The following is an 18,997-nucleotide window of genomic DNA, read 5'->3' as shown; positions in this document are numbered from 1 at the left end:
GGGGCTCCTAGCCGCCCGCGCCGCGCGTCAATGCCAGCGTTCGGCAAAAGCTGCGGCGGGGGCGCTCACTCGTTCGTCGCGACGAGGTCGATGACCGGGGTGTCGCCGGAGACCAGCTCGTACGTCCGCCGCGCCGTGCCCGGATTGTCCAGCAGCGCCATGATGACGGCGGCCACGTCGTCGCGCGGCACCGCGCCCGGCGGCACCTCGGGGGCCAGCCGGACCAGGCCGGTGCCCGGCTCGTCGGTGAGGCGGCCGGGGCGCACGATGGTCCAGGCCAGGTCGTCGCGGCGGCGCAGGTCGTCCTCGGCCGCGGTCTTGGCCGCGATGTAGGCGGCCCACACCTCGTCACCGCCGGCCGGCGGCTTGCCCGCGCCCATGGAGGAGATCTGGATGAAGCGCCGCACCCCGGCCCGCTCGGCGGCGTCGGCCATGAGCACGGACGCGCCCCGGTCGACGGTGTCCTTGCGGGCCGCGCCGCTGCTGGGCCCCGCGCCGGCCGCGAACACGACGGCGTCCGCGCCGCGCAGGATGTCGGCGACCTGCTCGACCGAGGCGGTCTCCAGGTCGCACACCACGGCCTGCGCGCCGGTGGCCTCGACGTCGGCGACGTGCGCCGGGTTGCGCACCAGGCCGACCGCGCCCTCTCTGAGCCGCGCCGCCAGGCGCAGCGCGATCTTGCCATGGCCGCCCGCGATGATGATCCGCATGCGGTCATGGTGTCATGGACCCATGACGGAGTTCCCGCACGCGCCCACCCCGGCGTTTCTGTTCGACCTCGACGGCACTCTCATCGACAGCGTCTACCAGCACGTGATCGCCTGGCGGCAGGCGCTGTCGGGGATGGGGATCGACCTGTCGGTGTGGCGGATCCACCGTCGCATCGGGATGAGCGGCGGATTGTTCGTCAGCGCGTTGCTGCGCGAGACCGGGCTCAAGCTGTCGCGCGAGCAGATCGAGCGGCTCCAGGTCGCCCACATGGAGGCGTACGAGCGGCAGGCCGACTCGGTGCGCCCGCTGCCCGGCGCGCCGGAGCTGCTGGCCGAGCTGACCGCGCGCGGCGTGCCGTGGGCCATCGCCACCAGCGGCTACGCCCGCACCGCGCGGCTCGCGCTCGGCCTGCTCGGCCTGCCGGAGGACACGCCGATGGTGACCCGCGACCTGGTGCGCAGGGCCAAGCCGGACCCCGACCTGTTCCTCGCCGGAGCGGCGCTGGTCGAGGTGGACCCCGCCCATGCCATGGTGGTGGGTGACAGCGTCTGGGACCTGCTCGCCGCCCGCCGGGCCGGCGCGCTCGGCATCGGCCTGCTGTCCGGCGGGTACGGCAGGGACGAGCTGGAACGCACAGGCGCCTTCAGGGTCTACGCCGACCCGGCGGACATGCTGGAGCGGCTGGACGAGCTGGGTGTGCGGCTCGACGATTGACGCCCAGAACAAGGCGCCCAGAACAAGGCGCACGGAACAAAAAGCCGAACTCCCCGGCTGGATCATGCGTATTCCCCGTAAGAGGAGCTTGAATATGGATTTGGCAGACATCGGCGTCACCGGCCTGGCCACGATGGGCCGCAACCTGGCCCGCAACCTCGCCAGGCACGGCTACGCCGTCGCGGTGCACAACCGCTCGCACAGCCGCACGCAGCAGCTCGTCAAGGAGTTCGGCGGCGAGGGCACGTTCGTGCCGTCGGAGGATCTGGCCGGCTTCGTGGCCTCGCTCAAGCGGCCCCGGCGGGCGATCATCATGGTCAAGGCCGGCGCGGGCACCGACGCGGTCATCGACCAGCTCGCCGCGCTCATGGAGCCCGGCGACATGATCGTCGACGGCGGCAACGCCCACTACGCCGACACCCGGCGGCGCGAGGCCGCGCTGCGCGAGCGGGGGCTGCACTTCGTCGGCACCGGCATCTCGGGCGGCGAGGAGGGCGCGCTGCTCGGGCCGAGCATCATGCCCGGCGGCTCGGCGGAGTCGTGGGAGGCGCTCGGGCCGATCCTGCAGGACATCGCGGCCAAGGTGGACGGCGTGCCGTGCTGCGTGCACGTCGGCCCGGACGGCGCGGGACACTTCGTCAAGATGGTGCACAACGGCATCGAGTACTCCGACATGCAGCTCATCGCCGAGTCCTACGACCTGCTGCGGCAGGCGCTCGGCGTCACCCCGTCCGAGCTGGCCGGGGTGTTCCGCGAGTGGAACCAGGGCGACCTCGGCTCCTACCTGATCGAGATCACCGCCGAGGTGCTGGAGCAGGTGGACGCCGAGACCGGCCGGCCGTTCGTGGACGTCGTGGTCGACCAGGCCGAGCAGAAGGGCACCGGCCGCTGGACCGTGCAGAGCGCCCTCGACCTCGGCGTGCCGGTGACCGGCATCGCCGAGGCGACGTTCGCGCGGGCGCTGTCCGGCCATCCTGAGCAGCGGGCCGCCGCCGCCTCGCTCGCCGGGCCGAACCTGTCCGGCGTGGACGGGCGCGAGCTGGTCGAGGACGTACGGCAGGCGCTGTACGCCTCCAAGATCGTGGCGTACGCGCAGGGCTTCGACCAGATGGCCGCCGCCTCCCGCGAGTACGGCTGGGACCTCGACCTCGGCGCGATGGCGACCATCTGGCGGGGCGGCTGCATCATCAGGGCCAAGTTCCTCGACCGCATCCGCGCCGCCTACGACGCCGACCCGGCCCTGCCGACGCTGCTGGCCGACCCGACGTTCGCGGCCGCGCTGGCGGCGGCGCAGGAGTCGTGGCGGCGGGTGGTGACCACGGCCGTGCGGATCGGCGTGCCGACGCCCGGCTTCTCCTCGGCGCTCGCCTACTACGACGGGCTGCGCCGCGAGCGGCTGCCGGCCGCGCTGGTGCAGGGGCTGCGCGACTACTTCGGCGCCCACACCTATCGCCGGGTCGACAAGGAGGGCGCCTTCCACGTCGACTGGTCGGGCGACCGCGCCGAGCGGCCCGCCTGACCGCCGCTATCTGCCGATGCGGGCGACCGGGTTGGCCACCGCCGTCACCAGGCAGAAGCCGAACGGCCCTGCCGTGTCGTGCATGGTGACCTGCCCGGTCGCGACGCCGCTCGCGCTGAGGTGTCCGGTCGCCTCGACGCCGATCAGCTCGCCCTCGGGCAGGCGGGCCAGGGTGAGCGTGTAGTCGGCGTTGATGAAGCCGAGACCGCTGGTGCCGACGTTGGCGAGCGGGCTGGCGAAGTCGGCGGCCAGCGCGGCGCGCACGACCGGCGTCACCGGCTCGTCGTCCACCAGCGGGTACGTCTCGCGCAGCCACACCCGCCCCGGGCCCGGCTCGCCCCATTCGGTGACCCGCCACAGGTCGAACGGCGGCTGCCAGCCGTCGGCGGAGACCGGCTCGTGCTCGGGCGGGCGCTCGTCCCATGCGGGGGTGACGATGCTCTGCTCGCCCTCGGGCTGCTCGCCCTGCCGCAGCAGCACGGCGGTGACCCGGCCGATCGGGCCCTGGTCGGTGGACAGGACGGCGTCGGCGACGCGGATCCTGCGCCCGTCCCTGACCAGGGTGGTCTCGACGGTGACGGGCAGCAGCGGGCTGTTGCGGAACAGGTCCACCGTCAGCCGGGCGAAGTGCAGCCCTGGCTCGGCGTACCGCTCCTCCAGGGCGCGGGCGGCGAGCCCGCCGAGGAGGCGGCCGTGGAGCATGTCGGGGGACCAGGGGCTGCGGGCGTGGGGCGCGGGCACCAGCTCGCCCTGCTTGCGGGTGAAGAACGCTGTCGTCGGCGGCACAGAATGAGATTCTAGAGCAGGATCGCCACCCGGCCCAGGGCGGCCGCGCTCGATTGGATTTCCGCCCGTCATGGGCCATAAGCTCACCCAATGCGTGATCTAGGTGAGGACCCCCGGCCCGCCCGCGGTGCGGTGCGCGAGATCCACGTCCTCGACGGCAGGGCGACCCTGGCCTACGCCCCCGACCTGGACGGCCTGGCCGATCCGGGGGAGATCGTCTGGGCGTGGGTGCCGTACGAGGAGGACCCGTCCCGCGGCAAGGACCGCCCCCTGCTGGTCGTGGGCCGCACCGGCCGCCGGCTGCTCGGCATGATGCTCTCCAGCAAGGGCGACGACGGCCCTGAATGGCTGCCGATCGGCGCGTGGGGAAGCGACGGGCGGGCCTCGTACCTGCGGCTCGACCGGGTCTTCGTGCTCGACGAGGACGACCTGCGCCGCGAGGGCGCGGTCCTCGACGCCGACCGGTTCACCCGCGTGGCGGCCCGCCTCATGAAGCTCCACGGCTGGGAGGCGGGCCGCTAGTCCGCGTACTGGAGGCCCGTCTGACGCTCGGCGGTGACCTCCAGGCCGACCACGCCCGCACGCGCGGGCACGGCCTTGAAGACGATCCAGTCGCCGCCCACCTGGTCCGCGGCCAGCGGTTCGACGGCGTACCCGCCCTCGTGGACCAGGACGCGGCGGAACTCCGCGCCCAGGCCGCGCCTGCCGACCTCGTCCAGCACCTCGTCGACGGTCCGGCCGCTCACCTTGACGCCGGCCAGCGGCTCTCCCGGGCGGGTGGCCGACTGCCAGTCGTTCTCGTAGGACTCCCCCGGCCCGGCCGGCCGGCCCAGGTCGAAGTGCACCCCGTCGGGCCTGCCCTTGATCGCCGCCGGGACGGTCACCACCATGAAGCAGCCGCTGCCGGCCAGATCGCAGTCCGCCGGCTCCCTGCGGGCGCCGATGGGCACGTTCACCGGGGTGGCGCCGCCGCCCATGCTGACGATCTCCCCGACCGCGCTGGGCGAGACCGGGATCACCCTGAGCTCGACGTCGAGACCGAGGGAACGGAACGCCTCGGAGAACTTCCGCCGGTCCGCGTAGGGGTCCTTGATCCGGGCGACGTAGGTGCCGGCCTCCTCGTGGATCTCCACCGCGGAGTTGGCGTAGGAGGTCGCGGCGCCGCCGAACAGGCCCGGCCCGAGGACGACGCCGAGGACGAGGACGCCGGAGGCGGCGATCCCGAGCAGCGCGCGACGCGCGCGCGGGCGTCGCGGGAACGCTGCCGCTCTCGTCGTGTCCCGCTCCTGGGCGATGATGTCGGCGAACAGCGCCTGCGCGCGGGGGCCGCCGGCCCGCCCGCCCGGCTCGTCCGGGCTGATCCTGGCCAGCGGCCTCAGCAGCTCGTTGATCTCGTCGATGTCCCTCATAGTGACCTCCCCGTGGGCACGACCGCGCCGGTCGGCGTGAATCGGACGTCGGCTGCTTCGAGCGCCCGGGAGAAGCGCCCGCGCGCGCGGTGCAGCCGGATGCGGACGGCGTTGCGGGACAGCCCCAGCATCGTGGCGATCTCCCTGCGGTCCAGGCCCTCCCAGGCGACCAGCGCGAGCAGCTCGCGGTCGGCCTCGGAAAGCGTCGCGAACGCCTGGGCGATCGCGTTCCTCTCGACGCTGTGGTCGGCGAGGTCGCCGTAGAGGTCGGCCATCTCCGCGTCGAGGTCCTGGTGCCGCGCCCGGCGGCGCAGCGCGCTGCGGCGGTGGTCGGCCAGCACGTTGCGGGCCACCCCGTAGACCCAGAGCCTCGCCTGCGCGCCCGGGGGCAGCTCGTCGATCTTGCGCCAGACGATCACGAAGGTCTCGGCGACCACGTCGGCCGCGTCCTGTGGCGAGTCGCAGCGGCGTCCCGCGTAGGCGGTGATCTGGTCGTAGGTCGCCCGGTAGACCGCTTCGAACCTCTGGACGTCATCCGGCACGGACGGTTCCCATCGTGACTTTCCTCCACTTCCGGTACGGGGACGAACGTCCTTTTCATGGGTGGAGGCGCCCCGATCATTTCGCCCGGAACCGGAGAAACTTGCCCGCGTGAGGGGTCAGCCTTCGGGCCCGCCCGTCCCCACCGCCGGGGTCCGGGCTCGCCGGGCCGCGAACGCCGTCCAGCCGTGCCAGGCCAGCACGTAGCAGGCGAGGACCAGCGCCGCCCCGTCCACGCCGCCCAGGATCGTGCTGCGTACCAGGTCGTAGTCGCTCACCGCGGCGCGCTCCGACGTCGCCCCGGTCACGGCCCCGGCGGCCGTGGCGAGCAGCACCGCCGCCGCCACCAGGCCGCGCGCCCGGCCCGTCAGCCCCGGCCACCGCCCGGGGCGGACCGGAGCCCGCCGGTACCAGCGCACGAGCCAGCCGGCCAGGATCGCCAGGCCGCCCGCCGAGCTGACGTACATCAGCACGTTGAACACCCGGTGCGCGCCGACGACCTGCTCACGCAACACCTGCCAGTGCGCCACCGCGAACCCGCCGGCCTGCGTGAAGGCGTCCCAGACGAGATGCGTGGCCATCCCGGCGAGCAGCGCGGCCACCACCGCTGCCGCCGCCATCGGCGCCGTCACGGTCCGGGGCGCGTCCGGCAGCCGGGACCGCAGCCCGGCGGGGGCGAGCGCGGTCAGCGGCGCCCGCAGGACGTGCTGGAACACCACCAGCAGCACCACGCCCGCCGGCAGGCCGAGCAGCAGCGTCCCCCACCACGTGTGGGTGCTCGCCGACGAGAACGGCAACGGCAGATAGTACGGCGCGTCGGGCACCACGGCCCCGACGACCAGCGCCGACGGCGGCAGCCACCGCCGCACCGGCAGAACGGCCACGACATGGCTCAGGGTGAAGGGCACGGTCGATTATGGCCGCCCGACGCCGCTCCCGTCGGCGGATCAGAGCGTGATGATCAGCGCGTGCGCGGCCCGCGTGGGAAACGCCCACACGTGCCTGCCCGCCGTCACCAGCCGCCCGACCGGCCCGGCCGGCCCGAGCGGGATCGCGCGGAGCGGGGCGCCGGCGGCCGGGTCCAGCGTGAACAGCTCGTGCCCGCCGCCGACGAGCGTGCCGTTCGCGCAGGCCAGGAAGGGCACCGGCCCGGCGGGCGCGGCCACGAACCGCCCCGGCTCCCCCGACCAGGTCGAGATCCGCAGCAGCCCGCCCGTGACGCTGATCCAGAGCGAGCCCGCGCAGACGGTCATGCCGCCGCGCTCGCCGTACCGTCCGAGGTCGCCGAGGTCGATGTCCCTGGGCCCGCCGCGCAGGACGTCGTCGTGCCGGGACGTCCACCACAGGCGCTCGCCCTCCACGGCGCACGCGGCGAGGCCGGGCAGTTCGACCGGCGGGCCGAGCGTGCCGGGGCCGGTGAGCCTGCGCGCCCGCGCGCCGGAGACCGCCCAGATCTCGCCGCCGCCGGCGATGACCCGGCCGGGGCAGCGGGCAGTGGCGATCGGCGCGCCGTCCGGCGCGAGCCAGTGGACGCGGCCCTTCGCGGTGGCGGCGAGCGTGCCGGAGAGCGCCTGCGGCACCGGGATGGGCGCGGTCGCCAGCGTACGCGGCACCACGACGGTCTCCGCCAGCGTGCCGGGAACGCCCGCGGTCCCCGCCACCGTGCCGGGCACCGCGGCCAGCGACCGTAATCGCGGCAGAGCCTCGGCCTCGCCGTGCGGGAGGGGCGTGCCGTCGGCCGTGTAGGCGCGTACGCCGTGCGCGTCGGCGCACCACACGGTGACGCCGTCGGAGGCGGCCGCCCGCACGGGCGCGGGCAGGTCGATCCTGGTGAGGGCGGCGTCCATGCGCCGACCTTAGTCCTCGTACGCGGCCGGGCCCATGAGGGGGCGGCGCCGATCCGGCGACCCGGCCGTCACCCCAGGTCCGGCGGGCTGCGACCATGGCCGTATGCGTGTTGTGGTGATCGGGGGCGGCATCGTCGGAGCCGCGGCGGCCTACTACCTGACCGGCCGGGGCGCGTCCGTGACGGTGGTGGACGGCGGCTACCAGGGCGAGGCGACGCAGGCGGGCGCGGGCATCGTGTGCCCGTGGGTGGACCATCCGGAGGACGACGACTGGTACCGGCTCAACCGCGAGGGCGCCCGCGCCTATCCGGGGCTGGTGGAGGAGCTGGGCGAGGACTTCGGGTACGCCAAGGTGGGCGCGCTGCTGGTGTCCGAGGACCCGGCGGAGCTGGAGCCGGTGCGCTCGCTGCTGCAGCGCCGCTACGCCGACGCCCCGGAGATGGGCGAGGTCGTGGACGTGGCGGCTCCGGCCGAGCTGTTCCCGCCGCTCTCGGACACCCTGAGCGCGCTCCTCGTGCCGGGCGCGGCCCGCGTGGACGGTCGGTCGGTCCGCGGCGCGCTGCTGAACGCCGCCGTCGCCCGGGGTGCGCGGATCCACGCGGGGGCCGCGACCCTCACGCCCGACGGCGAGGTCCGCGTCCACGCGGCGGCGGGCACGCCCGCGGAAGCAGGACGGACGTGGACGCCGGGCGGCGGGCCGGCCCAGGCCCGCAGCGAGGAGACCGGCTCATGGCGGCAGGCCGCTCCGCGAGGCCCGGCGGCGGCGCGGGGACCGGAGGCCACACCGGGCCCCCAGACCGGGAACGGCTCGGAGGCGGTGCGGCCGGTCGCCGCCGGCGCGGGCCGGGTGTTCGCCGACGAGGGCGTTGCGGTGGAGGCGGACGCCGTGATCGTGGCGGGCGGCGCGTGGACCGGCGAGGTGTGCCGGCCGCTCGGCGCGGAGCTGCCGGTGTTCCCGAGGCGGGGCCAGATCCTGCACGCCACCCTCGAAGGCGTCGACACCGCGTGGTGGCCGATCGTGCTGCCCAGCGACGGGCCTTACCTGCTGGGGTTCCCCGGGTCGCGGGTGGTGATCGGGGCGACGGTGGAGGACGTCGGGTTCGCGCCCCGGGTGACGATGGGCGGCCTGGAGGAGGTGCTGCAGGCGGGGTTGCGGGTCGCGCCGGGGCTGGCCGGGGCGACGATGGCGGAGACCCGGGTGGGGCTGCGGCCGGTGTACGCGCCGGGCCGGGCGCTGATCGGCCCGCTGAACTCGCGGGTGGTGGTGGCGACGGGCCTCAGCGCGTACGGCCTGACGGCGGGCCCGTACGCGGGCCGGCTCGCGGCGGCGCTCGCGCTCGGCGAGACCCCGCCCATCGACCTCACGCCCTACGCCCCCTGCCCCTGACGGCCGGGGCCGACCCTCCCCCGGGGCTGTCCGTTTGCCCAGCGTATGATCGGTTTCCTCCCCACCGTCGCGTTTCGTGGGGAGGCCGGGGTGCCGCGCATCGCACCGTGGATGACGCCGTGGATGACGCCGTGGATGACGCCGTTCGTGCTGGCCGGGCTGCTGCTCGCCGCCGGGTGCGGCGCGGAGCCACCGTCCCGCCCGGTGATCCGGTCCGTGCCGCCGCCCACGCGCCCACCTGTGCGCCCGCCCGTGCGCCCGCGGCGGACGGAGCCGCCCGCGGTCCAGGTGCCGTACGCGGCCTCCGGCTCGTACGCCGTCGTCCCCGGCGGCGCACCCCCGCGGCCGGGCCGGGGCCGGCCGGTGCGTTACCTGGTGGAGGTGGAGCGGGGCCTGCCGTTCGGGCCGCGCGAGTTCGCCGCCCAGGTGCACCGCATACTGAACGACGCCCGCGGCTGGGCCCGCTTCCAGCGGGTGGACCACGGCCCGGTACGGGTCCGGGTGGCCCTGTCGAGCCCCCGCACGACGACCCGCCAGTGCCGCCCCCTCCGCACCGGCGGCGAGCTGTCGTGCTGGAACGGCCGCCGCTCGATCATCAACGCCCTGCGCTGGGCGGTCGGCGTCCCGCAGTACGGGGGCGATCTGGCCGCGTACCGCAGCTATCTCATCAGCCACGAGGTCGGGCACGCCCTCGGCCACGGCCACGAGCCCTGTCCGGGCCTCGGGCGGCCGGCCCCGGTGATGACGCAGCAGTCGAAGTCGCTGGGCCGCTGCCGCCCGAACCCGTGGCCGTTCCCCGGCCGCGGCGACGGGAAACCCTGACCCGGCGGGGTGGCCGCCGCACGAAGAAGCGTCGCGATATATCGTACGGAGGGGAACTCCGGGACCCCGTCCCGGATACGCGAATGTACCGATTTCCAGGGGAGTGTGGGCGATGGCGGGAATGCGGACGGCACGGCGGATCCTCGTGGGCGGCGCCGCCCTGGCGGCCGCCGGATGGGTGGTGCGCAACGTGCCGGCGGAGCTCGGGGTGCGTCCGCTGGAGTCCGGCCCGGAGCGTGCGGCGCGCATCCAGCGCTCGAAGCAGTTCAGGGACGGCTCCTTCTACAACTCGATGCCCGAGCCGACCCATGTGATGAACACCCCGCCGGTGGGCCTGCTGGGCGAGCTGGCGAAGAACAAGCAGGAGCGCCGTCCGGCCGGCCCGCTGCCGCTGCGCGTGCCGCCCGCCGGGCCGGCGCCCGCCGACGGGGTGCGCGCCGTCTGGTACGGCCACGCCTCGACGCTGGTCGAGATCGAGGGCAAGAGGGTGCTGTTCGACCCGGTGTGGAGCCGGCGCGTCTCGCCGTCGCAGCTCGTCGGCCCCAAGCGGCTCCACCCGCTGCCGGTCGAGCTCGGCGACCTGCCGGAGGTCGACGCGATCGCGATCTCCCACGACCACTACGACCACCTGGACCGGGCGACCGTCCAGTCGCTCGTCCGGACGCAGAAGGCGCCGTTCCTGGTGCCCCTGGGCATCGGGGCGCACCTGGAGCGGTGGGGCGTGCCGGCGTACCGGATCATCGAGCTCGACTGGGACGAGGAGGCCCAGGTGGCGGGGCTGCGCTTCGTCGCCACGGCGGCCCGGCACTTCTCGGGGCGGTCCCTGCGCCGCAACGACACCCTGTGGGGGTCGTGGGTGGTGGCGGGCGCGGCCAGGCGGGTGTTCTACGCGGGCGACTCCGGCTACTTCGAGGGCTACCGTGGCATCGGGGCGGCGCACGGGCCGTTCGACCTGACGCTCATGCCCATCGGCGCCTACAGTCCCGCCTGGCCGGACATCCACATGAACCCGGAGGAGGCCGTCAACGCCCACCTCGACCTGGGCGGGAAGCTGCTGCTGCCGGTGCACTGGGCGTCGTTCACGCTGGCGCTGCACCCGTGGGCGGAGCCGGTGGACCGGCTGTGGCGGGAGGCCAAGGCGCGTGAGGTCTCCATCGTCGTGCCGCGTCCCGGCGAGCTCGTGGACGCCGCCGAGGCCCCGGCGGTGGACGGCTGGTGGGAGACCCTGGGCTGACCGGGCCCCCGCGGCCGGACGTACAGTGCGAGGGTGAGCAACCTGGAGCATGAGCCGCGGGAGATCCGCTGCGCCGCCGAGCCCGGCGCGGACGGCGAGCTGCTGGAGGGGCGGGCGGTGCCGCTGGGCGGGCCGCGCGCGATGTCGGTGAGCAGGACCCTTCCCGGCGTGCACCGGCGCATGATCGGCGCCTGGTGCTTCCTCGACGCCTACGGCCCCGAGGTGACGGCCATGCGCGTGCCGCCCCACCCGCACACCGGCCTGCAGACCGTCACCTGGCTGCTCGCCGGCGAGGTCCTGCACCGCGACAGCCTGGGCAGCCTCCAGCGGGTACGCCCCGGGCAGCTCAACCTCATGACCGCCGGCCGCGGCATCTCCCACTCGGAGGAGTCGGCCGAGACGACGCTGCACGGGGTGCAGCTGTGGGTCGCGCTGCCCGAGGAGCACCGCGCCGACGCGCCCTCCTTCGAGCACCACGCGGAGCTGCCGGTGCTGGAGGGCCCCGGGTTCGCCGCCACGGTGATCATGGGTTCGCTGGGCGGGGCGGTCTCCCCCGCCACCGCCCGCACCCCGCTGACCGGCGCGGAGATCGCGGTGGACGGCACGGGCGAGGTGCCGCTCGATCCCGGGTTCGAGCACGGGCTGCTGCTGCTCGACGGCGAGGTCGAGGGCCTGGAACGGGGTCCGCTGGCGTACCTGCCGCCGGGGCGGGGCGGGCTGCGGCTGTCCGGGCGCGGGCGGGTGCTGCTCGTCGGCGGCGCCCCGTTCGGCGAGGAGATCGTCATGTGGTGGAACTTCGTGGGCCGCTCGCACGACGAGATCGCGGCCTTCAGGAAGGAGTGGGCGGAGGGCGAGGGCTTCGGCGTCGTCGAGGGGTTCGACGGCCCTCCGCTCCCCGCGCCCGTCCTGCCCGGCATCCGGCTGAAGCCGCGCGGCCGCGTGAGATGACCGGGGACCGGCCCTCCGCACGGGCTCAGGAGCCCTCTCCGCGCACCGGCCGGCCCATCCGGTAGACGGCGAGCGGACGGCACAGGGCCGTGATGTCGTCGAGCGGATCGCCGGCGACGACCAGCAGATCGGCGTCGTGGCCGGGTGCGATCATGCCCTTGCGCCCGTCCACGTGACAGGTCACCGCCGCGACCGAGGTGATCGCGCGCAGCACGTCCACGGGCGCGTACCCGGCCCCGACCAGCATCTCCGCCCCGTGCGGCAGCACGCCGTGCGGCTTGGGCGGGCCGACCCCCGCGTCGGTGCCGATGACGAAGCGCACCCCGGCGGCGTACATGACGCTCAGCCCCTCCAGCGCGGCCGACAACCGGGCCTGGATGCGCGGAGGCGGCGGCGGGGCGCCCGGCGCGACGCCCGCGGTGAGCGAAGCGACGACGCCGGACGCGGCCAGCCGCTGGATCAGCGCGTGGTCGAGCGCGTAGAAGTCCTCGGTGAAGAACGAGCAGTGCTCGATCGAGTCGAACCCGGCGTCCAGGGCGGCGGCGATGCCCGCCGCGCAGTGCGCGTGCCCGGTGATCGGCAGCCCGTGCGCGTGCGCCTCGCCGGCGGCGGCCCTCAGCTCGGCGGGACCGTACTGGAGGAGGTGGGAGCGGGACCCGGGCGTCATCTCGCCGCCGGTGACCATCATCTTGACGACGTGCGCGCCGCGGGCCGCCCGCTCGCGCACCGCCGCCCGCACCTCCCGCTCCCCCGCCGCCTCGCCGCCGAGGAACCAGCAGTGCCCGCGCGGCGTGGTGATGGGCGGCCCGGCGGCCAGGATCTCCGGCCCGTCGAGCCCCATGCCGAGCTCCAACGCCAGATATCCGCGGTCACCGAGATCACGGACGGTGGTGACCCCCGCCGCGAGGTCGCGCCTGGCGGCCTCCCGCATCCGCTCGGCTAGCCCCGGCCGCTCCAGCCCGCCGAGCACGTCGGGACTCGCGTCGAAGGCCAGGTGGACGTGGCAGTCGATGAGACCGGGCAGCAACGTGACGTCCGCCCCCAGCTCCACGACGGCGGCGCCCTCCGGCGGGTCGCCGAAGGTGACGGCGGTGACACGGCCGTTCTCGACGAGCACCACGCGGTCGCGGTGCGGGTCCCGGCCGTCGAACAGGCGGGGGGCGCGGATGGCGAGCATGCCGCCAGTGTGAACCCGTTCCGCCGGACGCGCTGGCGCAATTCCCCTGTCCGTTCGGTGATGGCTCGCCGCTGGTAGACGGAGGTCGGAGCAAATGATCCGTGTCGGTCCGCCCCTGCCCCAACTTATTGTGATCATATGACTACGAAACGCGTGGAGGGAGGCGTCCTCCGCACGAACCGCTCACGTTCACGCAGGAGACACCATGCCTTCCGCCGCCTCCACCACGGTAATCGCCACATCGGCGCTGGTCGCAGGGGTCGCGCTCGCGGCCGCCATCCCCGCCTTGGCCGCCATCGGCGGCGCGTACACCCCTGAAACGCGCGCCGCCGCGATGGTCAACGCCGACGGAACCGTGGTGCGCTCCACCGGCGTCACCAACGTCCGCAAGATCGGCACGGGCGAGTACTGCATCGAGCTCGACTCGGACATCAACGCCGCCAAGACCGTGCCCGTCGCCACCCCACGCTCGCCATCCATCTGGGAGGCCGCCCTCTTCATCGACAACAACACGTCCAGGTGCGGAGACACCGCCCGGAACATCTACGTCGCAACCGGCAAGACAACGGGCGGCTACTACGACGTCCCCTTCAACGTCACCGTCGACTGACCCCACCGGCCTCACCGAGCCAAGCCCGCGCGTCCCCGCCCCTTGGGCAGGGACGTGCCCCGGCTACTTCGAGGAGCCGAGGTGCCAGGGGGACATGCAGTTCCTGGAACGCGGGGCAGGATCAGGACCGTCTTCGCCTCCTCCCGAACCATGATCGGTCCGAGGTGCACAGGTCTCTCCGTCGCCCGGAAGTGCGGCCGTCCTTGACGCATCAGTAGACGGAAATGTGCGGGTGGTCGTAGTGGTTGGCGGTCGTGCCGCCGCGGTCGGACATGGGGCGCCAGGCTCCCGTGCGTGTGTGCCAGATGCGCTGGCGGTAGATCACGTACATGATGCCGAGGCGGCGGGCGTTCTTGATGGCCCAGGCGGCGATCTGGTCGCCGCGTGCCTGCTCGGCCGCCGACGGCAGCGCGCCGCCGCGGCTCAGCATGAAGTCGCAGGCCCGGCCGAGCGGGTGCTCGCCGCCGTCCTGGATGGCGCGGTAGCAGCCGATCCCGAACGGCACCTCGAAGCGTTCCTTCACGAGCTGCCTGACCAGCGCCATGCGCGGCGTGATGTTGTCCGCCCCCTGTGGGAGCTGCGGGACGAACGTGCCGTCGGGCCGCATGCCGGGCGCCCGGTAGAGCTGGTCGATCTTGTCCTTGATGCGCTCGATCTGCTTCTCGGCCTTCTTCTTGCGCCCCTCCAGCTCGCCCAGCGTCTGGTCGAGCTCCTCCGCGCGGGCCGTGGCCTCCTCCTGCGCCCGCTGCCGGTCGTCGCGGACCTTGGCGTAGCCGCGCAGCTTGGCGTCCTGGAGTGAGACGAGATGCTGGACGAGGGCCAGACGGCTGAGCAGCGTCTCGGGGGCCTGGCCGGAGACGAGCAGGGCGGTCTGGTTCGGCTCGGCGCCGGTGTAGTGGGCGACGGCCAGCGCGCGCAGCTCGGTGGAGTGGCGGTCGAAGACCTCCTGGGCGGCGGTCAGCTTCTCGCGGGCCGCCTTCTCGGCCTTGTCCGCCTTCTGGTGGGCGATGCGGCTGCTGTAGTAGTCGGTGATGAGCCGGTCGGAGTCCTTCTGCAGGTCGGCCAGCTCCTTCTTGAGCTGCTTGACCGTCGGCTTCGGCTCGGCCTGCGCCGGGGGCGCCCCGGCGAGGAGTCCGGCGCAGACGGCGGCGAGGACCGGACGCCACCGCACCGGTCGTCGCGGGACGCATGACCGCGGAGCGGGGGACTCAGCCGCCACACTTCTCCTTCTCCCGAACCACAGGGCCGGGCCCTCTGTCCGAGGTGTGATGGTAGAGGATCACGCGCGGCGGTATGCACTTTATGACGATTACGGGTACCCCTAGCGCGGGGGTGGGGCGCCCAACGCCCGGCGGAAGGTGTCGCGGTGCCGGGCGAGGTGCTCGTCGTCGGTCAGGTAGAAGCGGTCGTCGCCGCGTTCGAGGTGGCTCGCGAACCCGGGATGCCCGGCCGCGGCCTGCTCGCGCATGTGCCGGACGAGGTGCGCGAGCCTGGCCCGCGCGGTGTCGATGAGCGCGTCACGCCCGGCGGGATCCAGCCCGTACGCGTCCGCGAACAGCCGCAGCCTGCGCGCCTGGCCGTCCACCGGGGGCCCGTCCAGCTGGAGGGGATCGGAGATCGGGACGAAACGGTAGGCGGCGTAGGCCACGTCCCAGACCCGCGGACCGGGATGCGCGGTGTCGAAGTCGATGAACGCCACCGGCCGCCCGTCCCTGAACACGCAGTTGTACGGGGCCACGTCGCCGTGACAGATGACCTCAGCCGGGCTCACTGCCGGGAAGTACCAGGTCAGTCCCGGATCCGCGGGGAAGCCGGCGGTCGCGTCGTGGAAGTCGCGCAGCAGCCTGGCGACGCCCGCCAGCATGTCGTCCGCCAGCGCCCACGCGGGCAGCGGGTAGTCGGGGACCTCGCCGGGCACGTGGTCGAGGATCTCCCGCCCCCGCTCGTCGACGCCGTGGGCGCGGGGCGCGCCCGTGAAGCCGCGCTCGGCCAGGTGGTCGAGCAGGGCGTGCACGGCCGGCGTCCAGGGGCCGGTCAGACGGCGTACGGTGTCGCCGGCCCTGACGACCCGGTTGACGCTTCCCCCGAGCAGCTCCTCCACGGCCTCTCCCCCCGCCCGCGCGTACCGACGACAGCGCGGCGGCCAGTGTGCCATGCGCCGGCCATGAGCCACCACCGGCGAGGGCGGCGGCGGGGTCAGCGGCGGGCGCCGAAGGCCACGGCGGTGGTGGAGGCGATCGTGGTGACCAGGACCACCATGACCAGGACGGAGCCCAGCGGGTTCTTGCGGCGGGCCTGCGGCGGGGCCGCGGCCTGCCTGACGCGAGCCGGCGGGGTGAGACTCGGGGTCGGTTCCGGGGTCGGCGTGGGCGTGGGCGGGACCGACGCGCGGGCCGGGACGACGGGCGGCGCGCCCGGCGGGCGGGGCGTGGAAGGGGGCGTGCCGCGCTGGGAGCACTGCCCCACCTGCACGCTGCCCTCGCACACGGCCCTGGGGTAGATCGTCATCCCCGGCACGGTGACCTTGGGGATGAGGCGCCCGCCCGGCGGACGGCCGGCGATCGACACGTGCGGAACCGGCGCCTGGCCGACCCGCACCCCCGCCACCGACCCGTCCCGCGACACCTTGCCGGCCCGCACGGCTGCACCCGTCGGGACCTTCCCCGCCCGCACCCCGGGCACGGATCTCCCGTCGGGCACCTTGCCCGTCCTCACCTGCGGCATCGCCCCGGCGCGAGGCAGTTTGTCGCCCCGCGTCCCCGGCACCGCACCGCCGACCGGGACCTTGCCGCCGCGCCCACCCGGCACGGCGCCGCCGACCGGGACCTTGCCACCCCGGACACCCGGCACGGAGCCGCCGACCGGGACCTTGCCGTCCCGGTTGCCGGGTGCCGTAGCTCGGACATGGACCTTCCTCGCCTGCACCCCGGCGTCCGCCGCCCTGGCGGCGTGCATCGGGCCCACGCCCGGGGCCTGCCCGCCTGGTAGCTCTGGCGGGTGCGCCGAGACCTGAGAGTACGCGGCGAGCGCCGCCCCGGAGCGCGCCTCGTCGGCGACCACGGGGCCGGCGACCGCGGCGCCGAGCAGCGCGACGGCGAGCAGCGTCAACGACGCGACGCGGTACCCACCCCCCACCGGGCCCCCCTCGTCCGGGGACGCGACGCCGTGCCCTTCAGCGCCGGACCCCTCGGCAGAGGGCCGGTCGGTGGTCGGTGGTTCGGGACGGGGGGTGGTGGCTTGCGGATCGTCAGTACTCACATGCTCCCGCCTATCCGGGCGAACTCCTGCAGCGCCGCCTGGAAAGGCTGCGGCCCCACCGCGAGCGGGCCGTCGAAGGCGCGGGAGATGTCCCAGGTCAGGTAGACGCCGAAGCCGAGCAGGCCGCCCATGGCGAGCAACGGCAGCAGGGTGAGCCCGCGCGGCCGGGCCCCGGCCATGAAGGGGAAGACGAGCACCACGAGCCCCGTGAGGATGGTCAGGAGCAGCAGGCCGTCGGGTGGCGTGGCGGCGGCGTCGGCGGCGCGCTGGGCCCGCGCGCTGGAGACGGCGCCGAGGTGGGCGAGCAGGTCGGTCTTGGCGTCCTCCTGGTCGGTGCCGCTGACCTTCAGGGCGCTGACACGGCCGCGCAGGGCGTCCATCCGGGCGGCGCCGACCGGGTCCATGTGGCCCTGGGCCATGAGGGGCCACTCGTCGCGGACCACGAAGGTGATGTAGTCGCGCAGGGCGGAGCGGACCTGGCGGGCGTCGTCGGGAGGCAGGGCGGCGGCGGCCCAGTAGGCGTTGATCGCGGCCTGGCTCTCGGCGTGGGTGTTCTGCCGGGCGGCGTCGGCGGTGGTCCACGGCACGATGATCGCGATGGCGAACACCAGCAGGAACAGGGCCGACAGCATCGATCCGGCGTGACCGGCGGAGGGGCCGCCGGGATCTCGGTCGTCCTCCGCCCGGCGGACCTTGCGGAACAGCAGCGCGGCGAGGACCACCACACCGCCCGCCGCGAGGATCGAGAGCGCGTACGCCACCATATGATCTCCCGAAGAACTCCGGATACGCAGTGTCACATTACTATCACACCGTGCAATGATGGCGTGAGGCCCGGAAAGGTAAAGCCGTGGCAATGCGTGCGAACGTGAGTCGGTGCGAGCCGGGGCGGCCCCGCCACTGGACGGATTGGCCTGCATGACCGGAGGCGCTGACCATTCGTCCAGCGGCGCGGTGATGTCCCGGAAATGTGTGGACCATGGGTCCGTGAATCTCAACGACCGTAAATTCGTGATGGTGAGCTCGACCGCGAGCGCGGTGGACCCGGACAGCCCGACGGAGTTCCACTACTGGGAGTCCGACGGGCTGGTGTGGGGCAGCTACACGGGCGACACCGTCATCCAGGGGCGCTTCGTGGGCACGCGTGAGGGCGAGAACGTGCAGATCTCGTACGTGCACGCGTTGAAGGCGGGCGGCACGGCCGCCGGCCGGAGCAGCAGCCGCCTGGAGACCGGCGAGGACGGGCTGCTGCGCCTGGTGGAGGAGTTCAGCTTCGACGGCGACGACACGCCGCACGTCAGTGTGTGCAGGGAACTCGCCGGCTAGGAGACGCTCAGTCGTCCTTGCGCAGGGCGGCCCGGCCCTCGGCGGCGCCGACGAAGCGCATCTTGCCGAGCGGCACGTCGTCCCGCTCCTCCGAGGGGGCCGGGCGGCGTGCCTGCCGGGCGGCCTGGCGGCCGTCGCCGGGCAGCACGTACGGCCGCCGCAGCACCTCGTCCAGGATGAACACCGTCTCGGTGGCCTTCACCGCCGGGATGTTGGCCAGCCGGTCGGTGACCATGGTGTGCACGGCCGCGACGTCCGCCACCCGCACCTGGATCATGGCGTCGTGCTGGCCGGTGGTGATGGCGCAGTATTCGACCTCGGGCATCCGGGCCAGCTCGGCCCGGAACTGCTTCCACATCTGCTGGCGTACGGTCACGAAGATCAGGGCGGTGATGCCGAGCCCGGCGCGCCCGTGGTCGATCTCCGCGGTGAAGCGCTTGATCGCGCCGTCCGCGCGCAGCGCCTCGAAGCGCGTGTAGGCGTTGGCCCGGGAGATGCCGACCCGTTCGGCCAGCGCCGCGACCGAGATCCTGCCGTTCTCGCGCAGGATCTCAAGGATCTTCAAATGGATGTCGTCCAGCTCGAGACCGATGCCGATCCGTCCAGGCTGACCGCTCCCGCTGTGCCCATTTCTGGAAATTTCACTCATCATTACCTCACTGACCTTTATATACGTCTCAGTGACCGCACAGTACCTGGACGATCTGCC

General features: G+C 74.1%; 21 protein-coding genes. 9 read left to right on the top strand and 12 right to left on the bottom strand.

Annotated elements, in window-relative coordinates; all coding sequences use genetic code 11:
• Positions 1 to 65: 65 nt before the first annotated feature.
• Positions 66 to 710, bottom strand: coding sequence for an SDR family oxidoreductase (locus AC27IY_RS14410; protein ID WP_487178241.1), 645 nt, complete (start codon positions 708 to 710; stop codon positions 66 to 68).
• Positions 711 to 732: 22 nt separating this feature from the next.
• Between AC27IY_RS14410 and AC27IY_RS14405 the strand changes: the two genes are divergently transcribed.
• Positions 733 to 1,425 (top strand): HAD family hydrolase, encoded by a 693-nt coding sequence (locus tag AC27IY_RS14405; RefSeq protein ID WP_329578683.1) that lies wholly within the window; start codon positions 733 to 735, stop codon positions 1,423 to 1,425.
• Between the two features lie 94 nt (positions 1,426 to 1,519).
• On the top strand, positions 1,520 to 2,944 hold the full coding sequence (gene gndA / locus AC27IY_RS14400; RefSeq protein ID WP_487178240.1) for an NADP-dependent phosphogluconate dehydrogenase: 1,425 nt from the start codon (positions 1,520 to 1,522) through the stop codon (positions 2,942 to 2,944).
• Between the two features lie 6 nt (positions 2,945 to 2,950).
• Here the strand turns inward: gndA and AC27IY_RS14395 are convergent, their stop codons facing one another.
• Positions 2,951 to 3,730, bottom strand: a complete 780-nt coding sequence (locus AC27IY_RS14395) for a thioesterase family protein (protein ID WP_487178239.1) — start codon at positions 3,728 to 3,730, stop codon at positions 2,951 to 2,953.
• A 90-nt stretch (positions 3,731 to 3,820) separates the two neighbouring features.
• Between AC27IY_RS14395 and AC27IY_RS14390 the strand changes: the two genes are divergently transcribed.
• Complete coding sequence (locus AC27IY_RS14390) at positions 3,821 to 4,252, top strand: type II toxin-antitoxin system PemK/MazF family toxin (protein WP_344206073.1); 432 nt, start codon at positions 3,821 to 3,823, stop codon at positions 4,250 to 4,252.
• Here the strand turns inward: AC27IY_RS14390 and AC27IY_RS14385 are convergent.
• The 4 genes from AC27IY_RS14385 to AC27IY_RS14370 form a co-directional block, all read right to left on the bottom strand.
• Positions 4,249 to 5,139 carry a hypothetical protein gene (locus tag AC27IY_RS14385; protein ID WP_487178238.1) on the bottom strand — a complete coding sequence of 297 codons (891 nt, stop codon included), beginning with the start codon at positions 5,137 to 5,139 and terminating at the stop codon, positions 4,249 to 4,251. The genes AC27IY_RS14390 and AC27IY_RS14385 overlap by 4 nt on opposite strands.
• Complete coding sequence (locus tag AC27IY_RS14380) at positions 5,136 to 5,681, bottom strand: RNA polymerase sigma factor (RefSeq protein ID WP_487178237.1); 546 nt, start codon at positions 5,679 to 5,681, stop codon at positions 5,136 to 5,138. The genes AC27IY_RS14385 and AC27IY_RS14380 overlap by 4 nt, the downstream gene beginning before the upstream one ends.
• A 117-nt stretch (positions 5,682 to 5,798) precedes the next feature.
• Positions 5,799 to 6,587 carry a DUF4184 family protein gene (locus AC27IY_RS14375; protein ID WP_344206069.1) on the bottom strand — a complete coding sequence of 263 codons (789 nt, stop codon included), beginning with the start codon at positions 6,585 to 6,587 and terminating at the stop codon, positions 5,799 to 5,801.
• A gap of 39 nt (positions 6,588 to 6,626) precedes the next feature.
• A complete protein-coding gene (locus AC27IY_RS14370; RefSeq protein ID WP_487178236.1) occupies positions 6,627 to 7,526 on the bottom strand; it encodes a hypothetical protein in 900 nt (299 codons plus the stop codon).
• 103 nt (positions 7,527 to 7,629) lie between these two features.
• Between AC27IY_RS14370 and AC27IY_RS14365 the strand changes: the two genes are divergently transcribed.
• The 4 genes from AC27IY_RS14365 to AC27IY_RS14350 all read left to right on the top strand — a co-directional run bounded on the left by AC27IY_RS14365 (position 7,630) and on the right by AC27IY_RS14350 (position 11,917).
• Positions 7,630 to 8,913, top strand: coding sequence for an NAD(P)/FAD-dependent oxidoreductase (locus AC27IY_RS14365; protein WP_344206066.1), 1,284 nt, complete (start codon positions 7,630 to 7,632; stop codon positions 8,911 to 8,913).
• Positions 8,914 to 9,003: 90 nt separating this feature from the next.
• Positions 9,004 to 9,735 carry a DUF3152 domain-containing protein gene (locus AC27IY_RS14360; protein ID WP_487178235.1) on the top strand — a complete coding sequence of 244 codons (732 nt, stop codon included), beginning with the start codon at positions 9,004 to 9,006 and terminating at the stop codon, positions 9,733 to 9,735.
• A gap of 112 nt (positions 9,736 to 9,847) precedes the next feature.
• Positions 9,848 to 10,969 carry an MBL fold metallo-hydrolase gene (locus AC27IY_RS14355; protein ID WP_344206064.1) on the top strand — a complete coding sequence of 374 codons (1,122 nt, stop codon included), beginning with the start codon at positions 9,848 to 9,850 and terminating at the stop codon, positions 10,967 to 10,969.
• A gap of 33 nt (positions 10,970 to 11,002) precedes the next feature.
• Positions 11,003 to 11,917, top strand: a complete 915-nt coding sequence (locus AC27IY_RS14350; RefSeq protein WP_344206062.1) for a pirin family protein — start codon at positions 11,003 to 11,005, stop codon at positions 11,915 to 11,917.
• Between the two features lie 25 nt (positions 11,918 to 11,942).
• Here the strand turns inward: AC27IY_RS14350 and AC27IY_RS14345 are convergent, their stop codons facing one another.
• On the bottom strand, positions 11,943 to 13,094 hold the full coding sequence (locus AC27IY_RS14345) for an amidohydrolase family protein (RefSeq protein WP_487178234.1): 1,152 nt from the start codon (positions 13,092 to 13,094) through the stop codon (positions 11,943 to 11,945).
• Between the two features lie 205 nt (positions 13,095 to 13,299).
• On the opposite strand from AC27IY_RS14345, the gene AC27IY_RS14340 reads away from it, so the two are divergent.
• The gene (locus AC27IY_RS14340; protein ID WP_423447435.1) at positions 13,300 to 13,704 is read left to right on the top strand and encodes a hypothetical protein; all 405 of its coding nucleotides are present in this window, start codon (positions 13,300 to 13,302) and stop codon (positions 13,702 to 13,704) included.
• Positions 13,705 to 13,915: 211 nt separating this feature from the next.
• Here the strand turns inward: AC27IY_RS14340 and AC27IY_RS14335 are convergent, their stop codons facing one another.
• The 4 genes from AC27IY_RS14335 to AC27IY_RS14320 all read right to left on the bottom strand — a co-directional run bounded on the left by AC27IY_RS14335 (position 13,916) and on the right by AC27IY_RS14320 (position 17,726).
• Positions 13,916 to 14,875 carry a coiled-coil domain-containing protein gene (locus AC27IY_RS14335; protein WP_364456268.1) on the bottom strand — a complete coding sequence of 320 codons (960 nt, stop codon included), beginning with the start codon at positions 14,873 to 14,875 and terminating at the stop codon, positions 13,916 to 13,918.
• 150 nt (positions 14,876 to 15,025) lie between these two features.
• Positions 15,026 to 15,805: a phosphotransferase enzyme family protein gene (locus tag AC27IY_RS14330; protein ID WP_487178233.1), complete on the bottom strand. Its 780-nt coding sequence runs from the start codon at positions 15,803 to 15,805 to the stop codon at positions 15,026 to 15,028.
• A gap of 95 nt (positions 15,806 to 15,900) precedes the next feature.
• Positions 15,901 to 16,839: a hypothetical protein gene (locus AC27IY_RS14325; protein WP_487178232.1), complete on the bottom strand. Its 939-nt coding sequence runs from the start codon at positions 16,837 to 16,839 to the stop codon at positions 15,901 to 15,903.
• A 119-nt stretch (positions 16,840 to 16,958) separates the two neighbouring features.
• Positions 16,959 to 17,726 (bottom strand): bestrophin-like domain, encoded by a 768-nt coding sequence (locus AC27IY_RS14320; protein WP_487178231.1) that lies wholly within the window; start codon positions 17,724 to 17,726, stop codon positions 16,959 to 16,961.
• Positions 17,727 to 17,949: 223 nt separating this feature from the next.
• On the opposite strand from AC27IY_RS14320, the gene AC27IY_RS14315 reads away from it, so the two are divergent.
• Positions 17,950 to 18,288: an avidin-fold protein gene (locus tag AC27IY_RS14315; protein WP_344206051.1), complete on the top strand. Its 339-nt coding sequence runs from the start codon at positions 17,950 to 17,952 to the stop codon at positions 18,286 to 18,288.
• 7 nt (positions 18,289 to 18,295) lie between these two features.
• On the opposite strand, the gene AC27IY_RS14310 is transcribed toward AC27IY_RS14315, so the two are convergent.
• Positions 18,296 to 18,937: an Lrp/AsnC family transcriptional regulator gene (locus AC27IY_RS14310; RefSeq protein ID WP_371251811.1), complete on the bottom strand. Its 642-nt coding sequence runs from the start codon at positions 18,935 to 18,937 to the stop codon at positions 18,296 to 18,298.
• Positions 18,938 to 18,997: the final 60 nt, after the last annotated feature.

Source organism: Nonomuraea sp. B208 (assembly GCF_057536035.1).
Note: the sequence above shows the minus strand (reverse complement) of the source record. Positions and strands in the feature narration are given on the sequence as shown.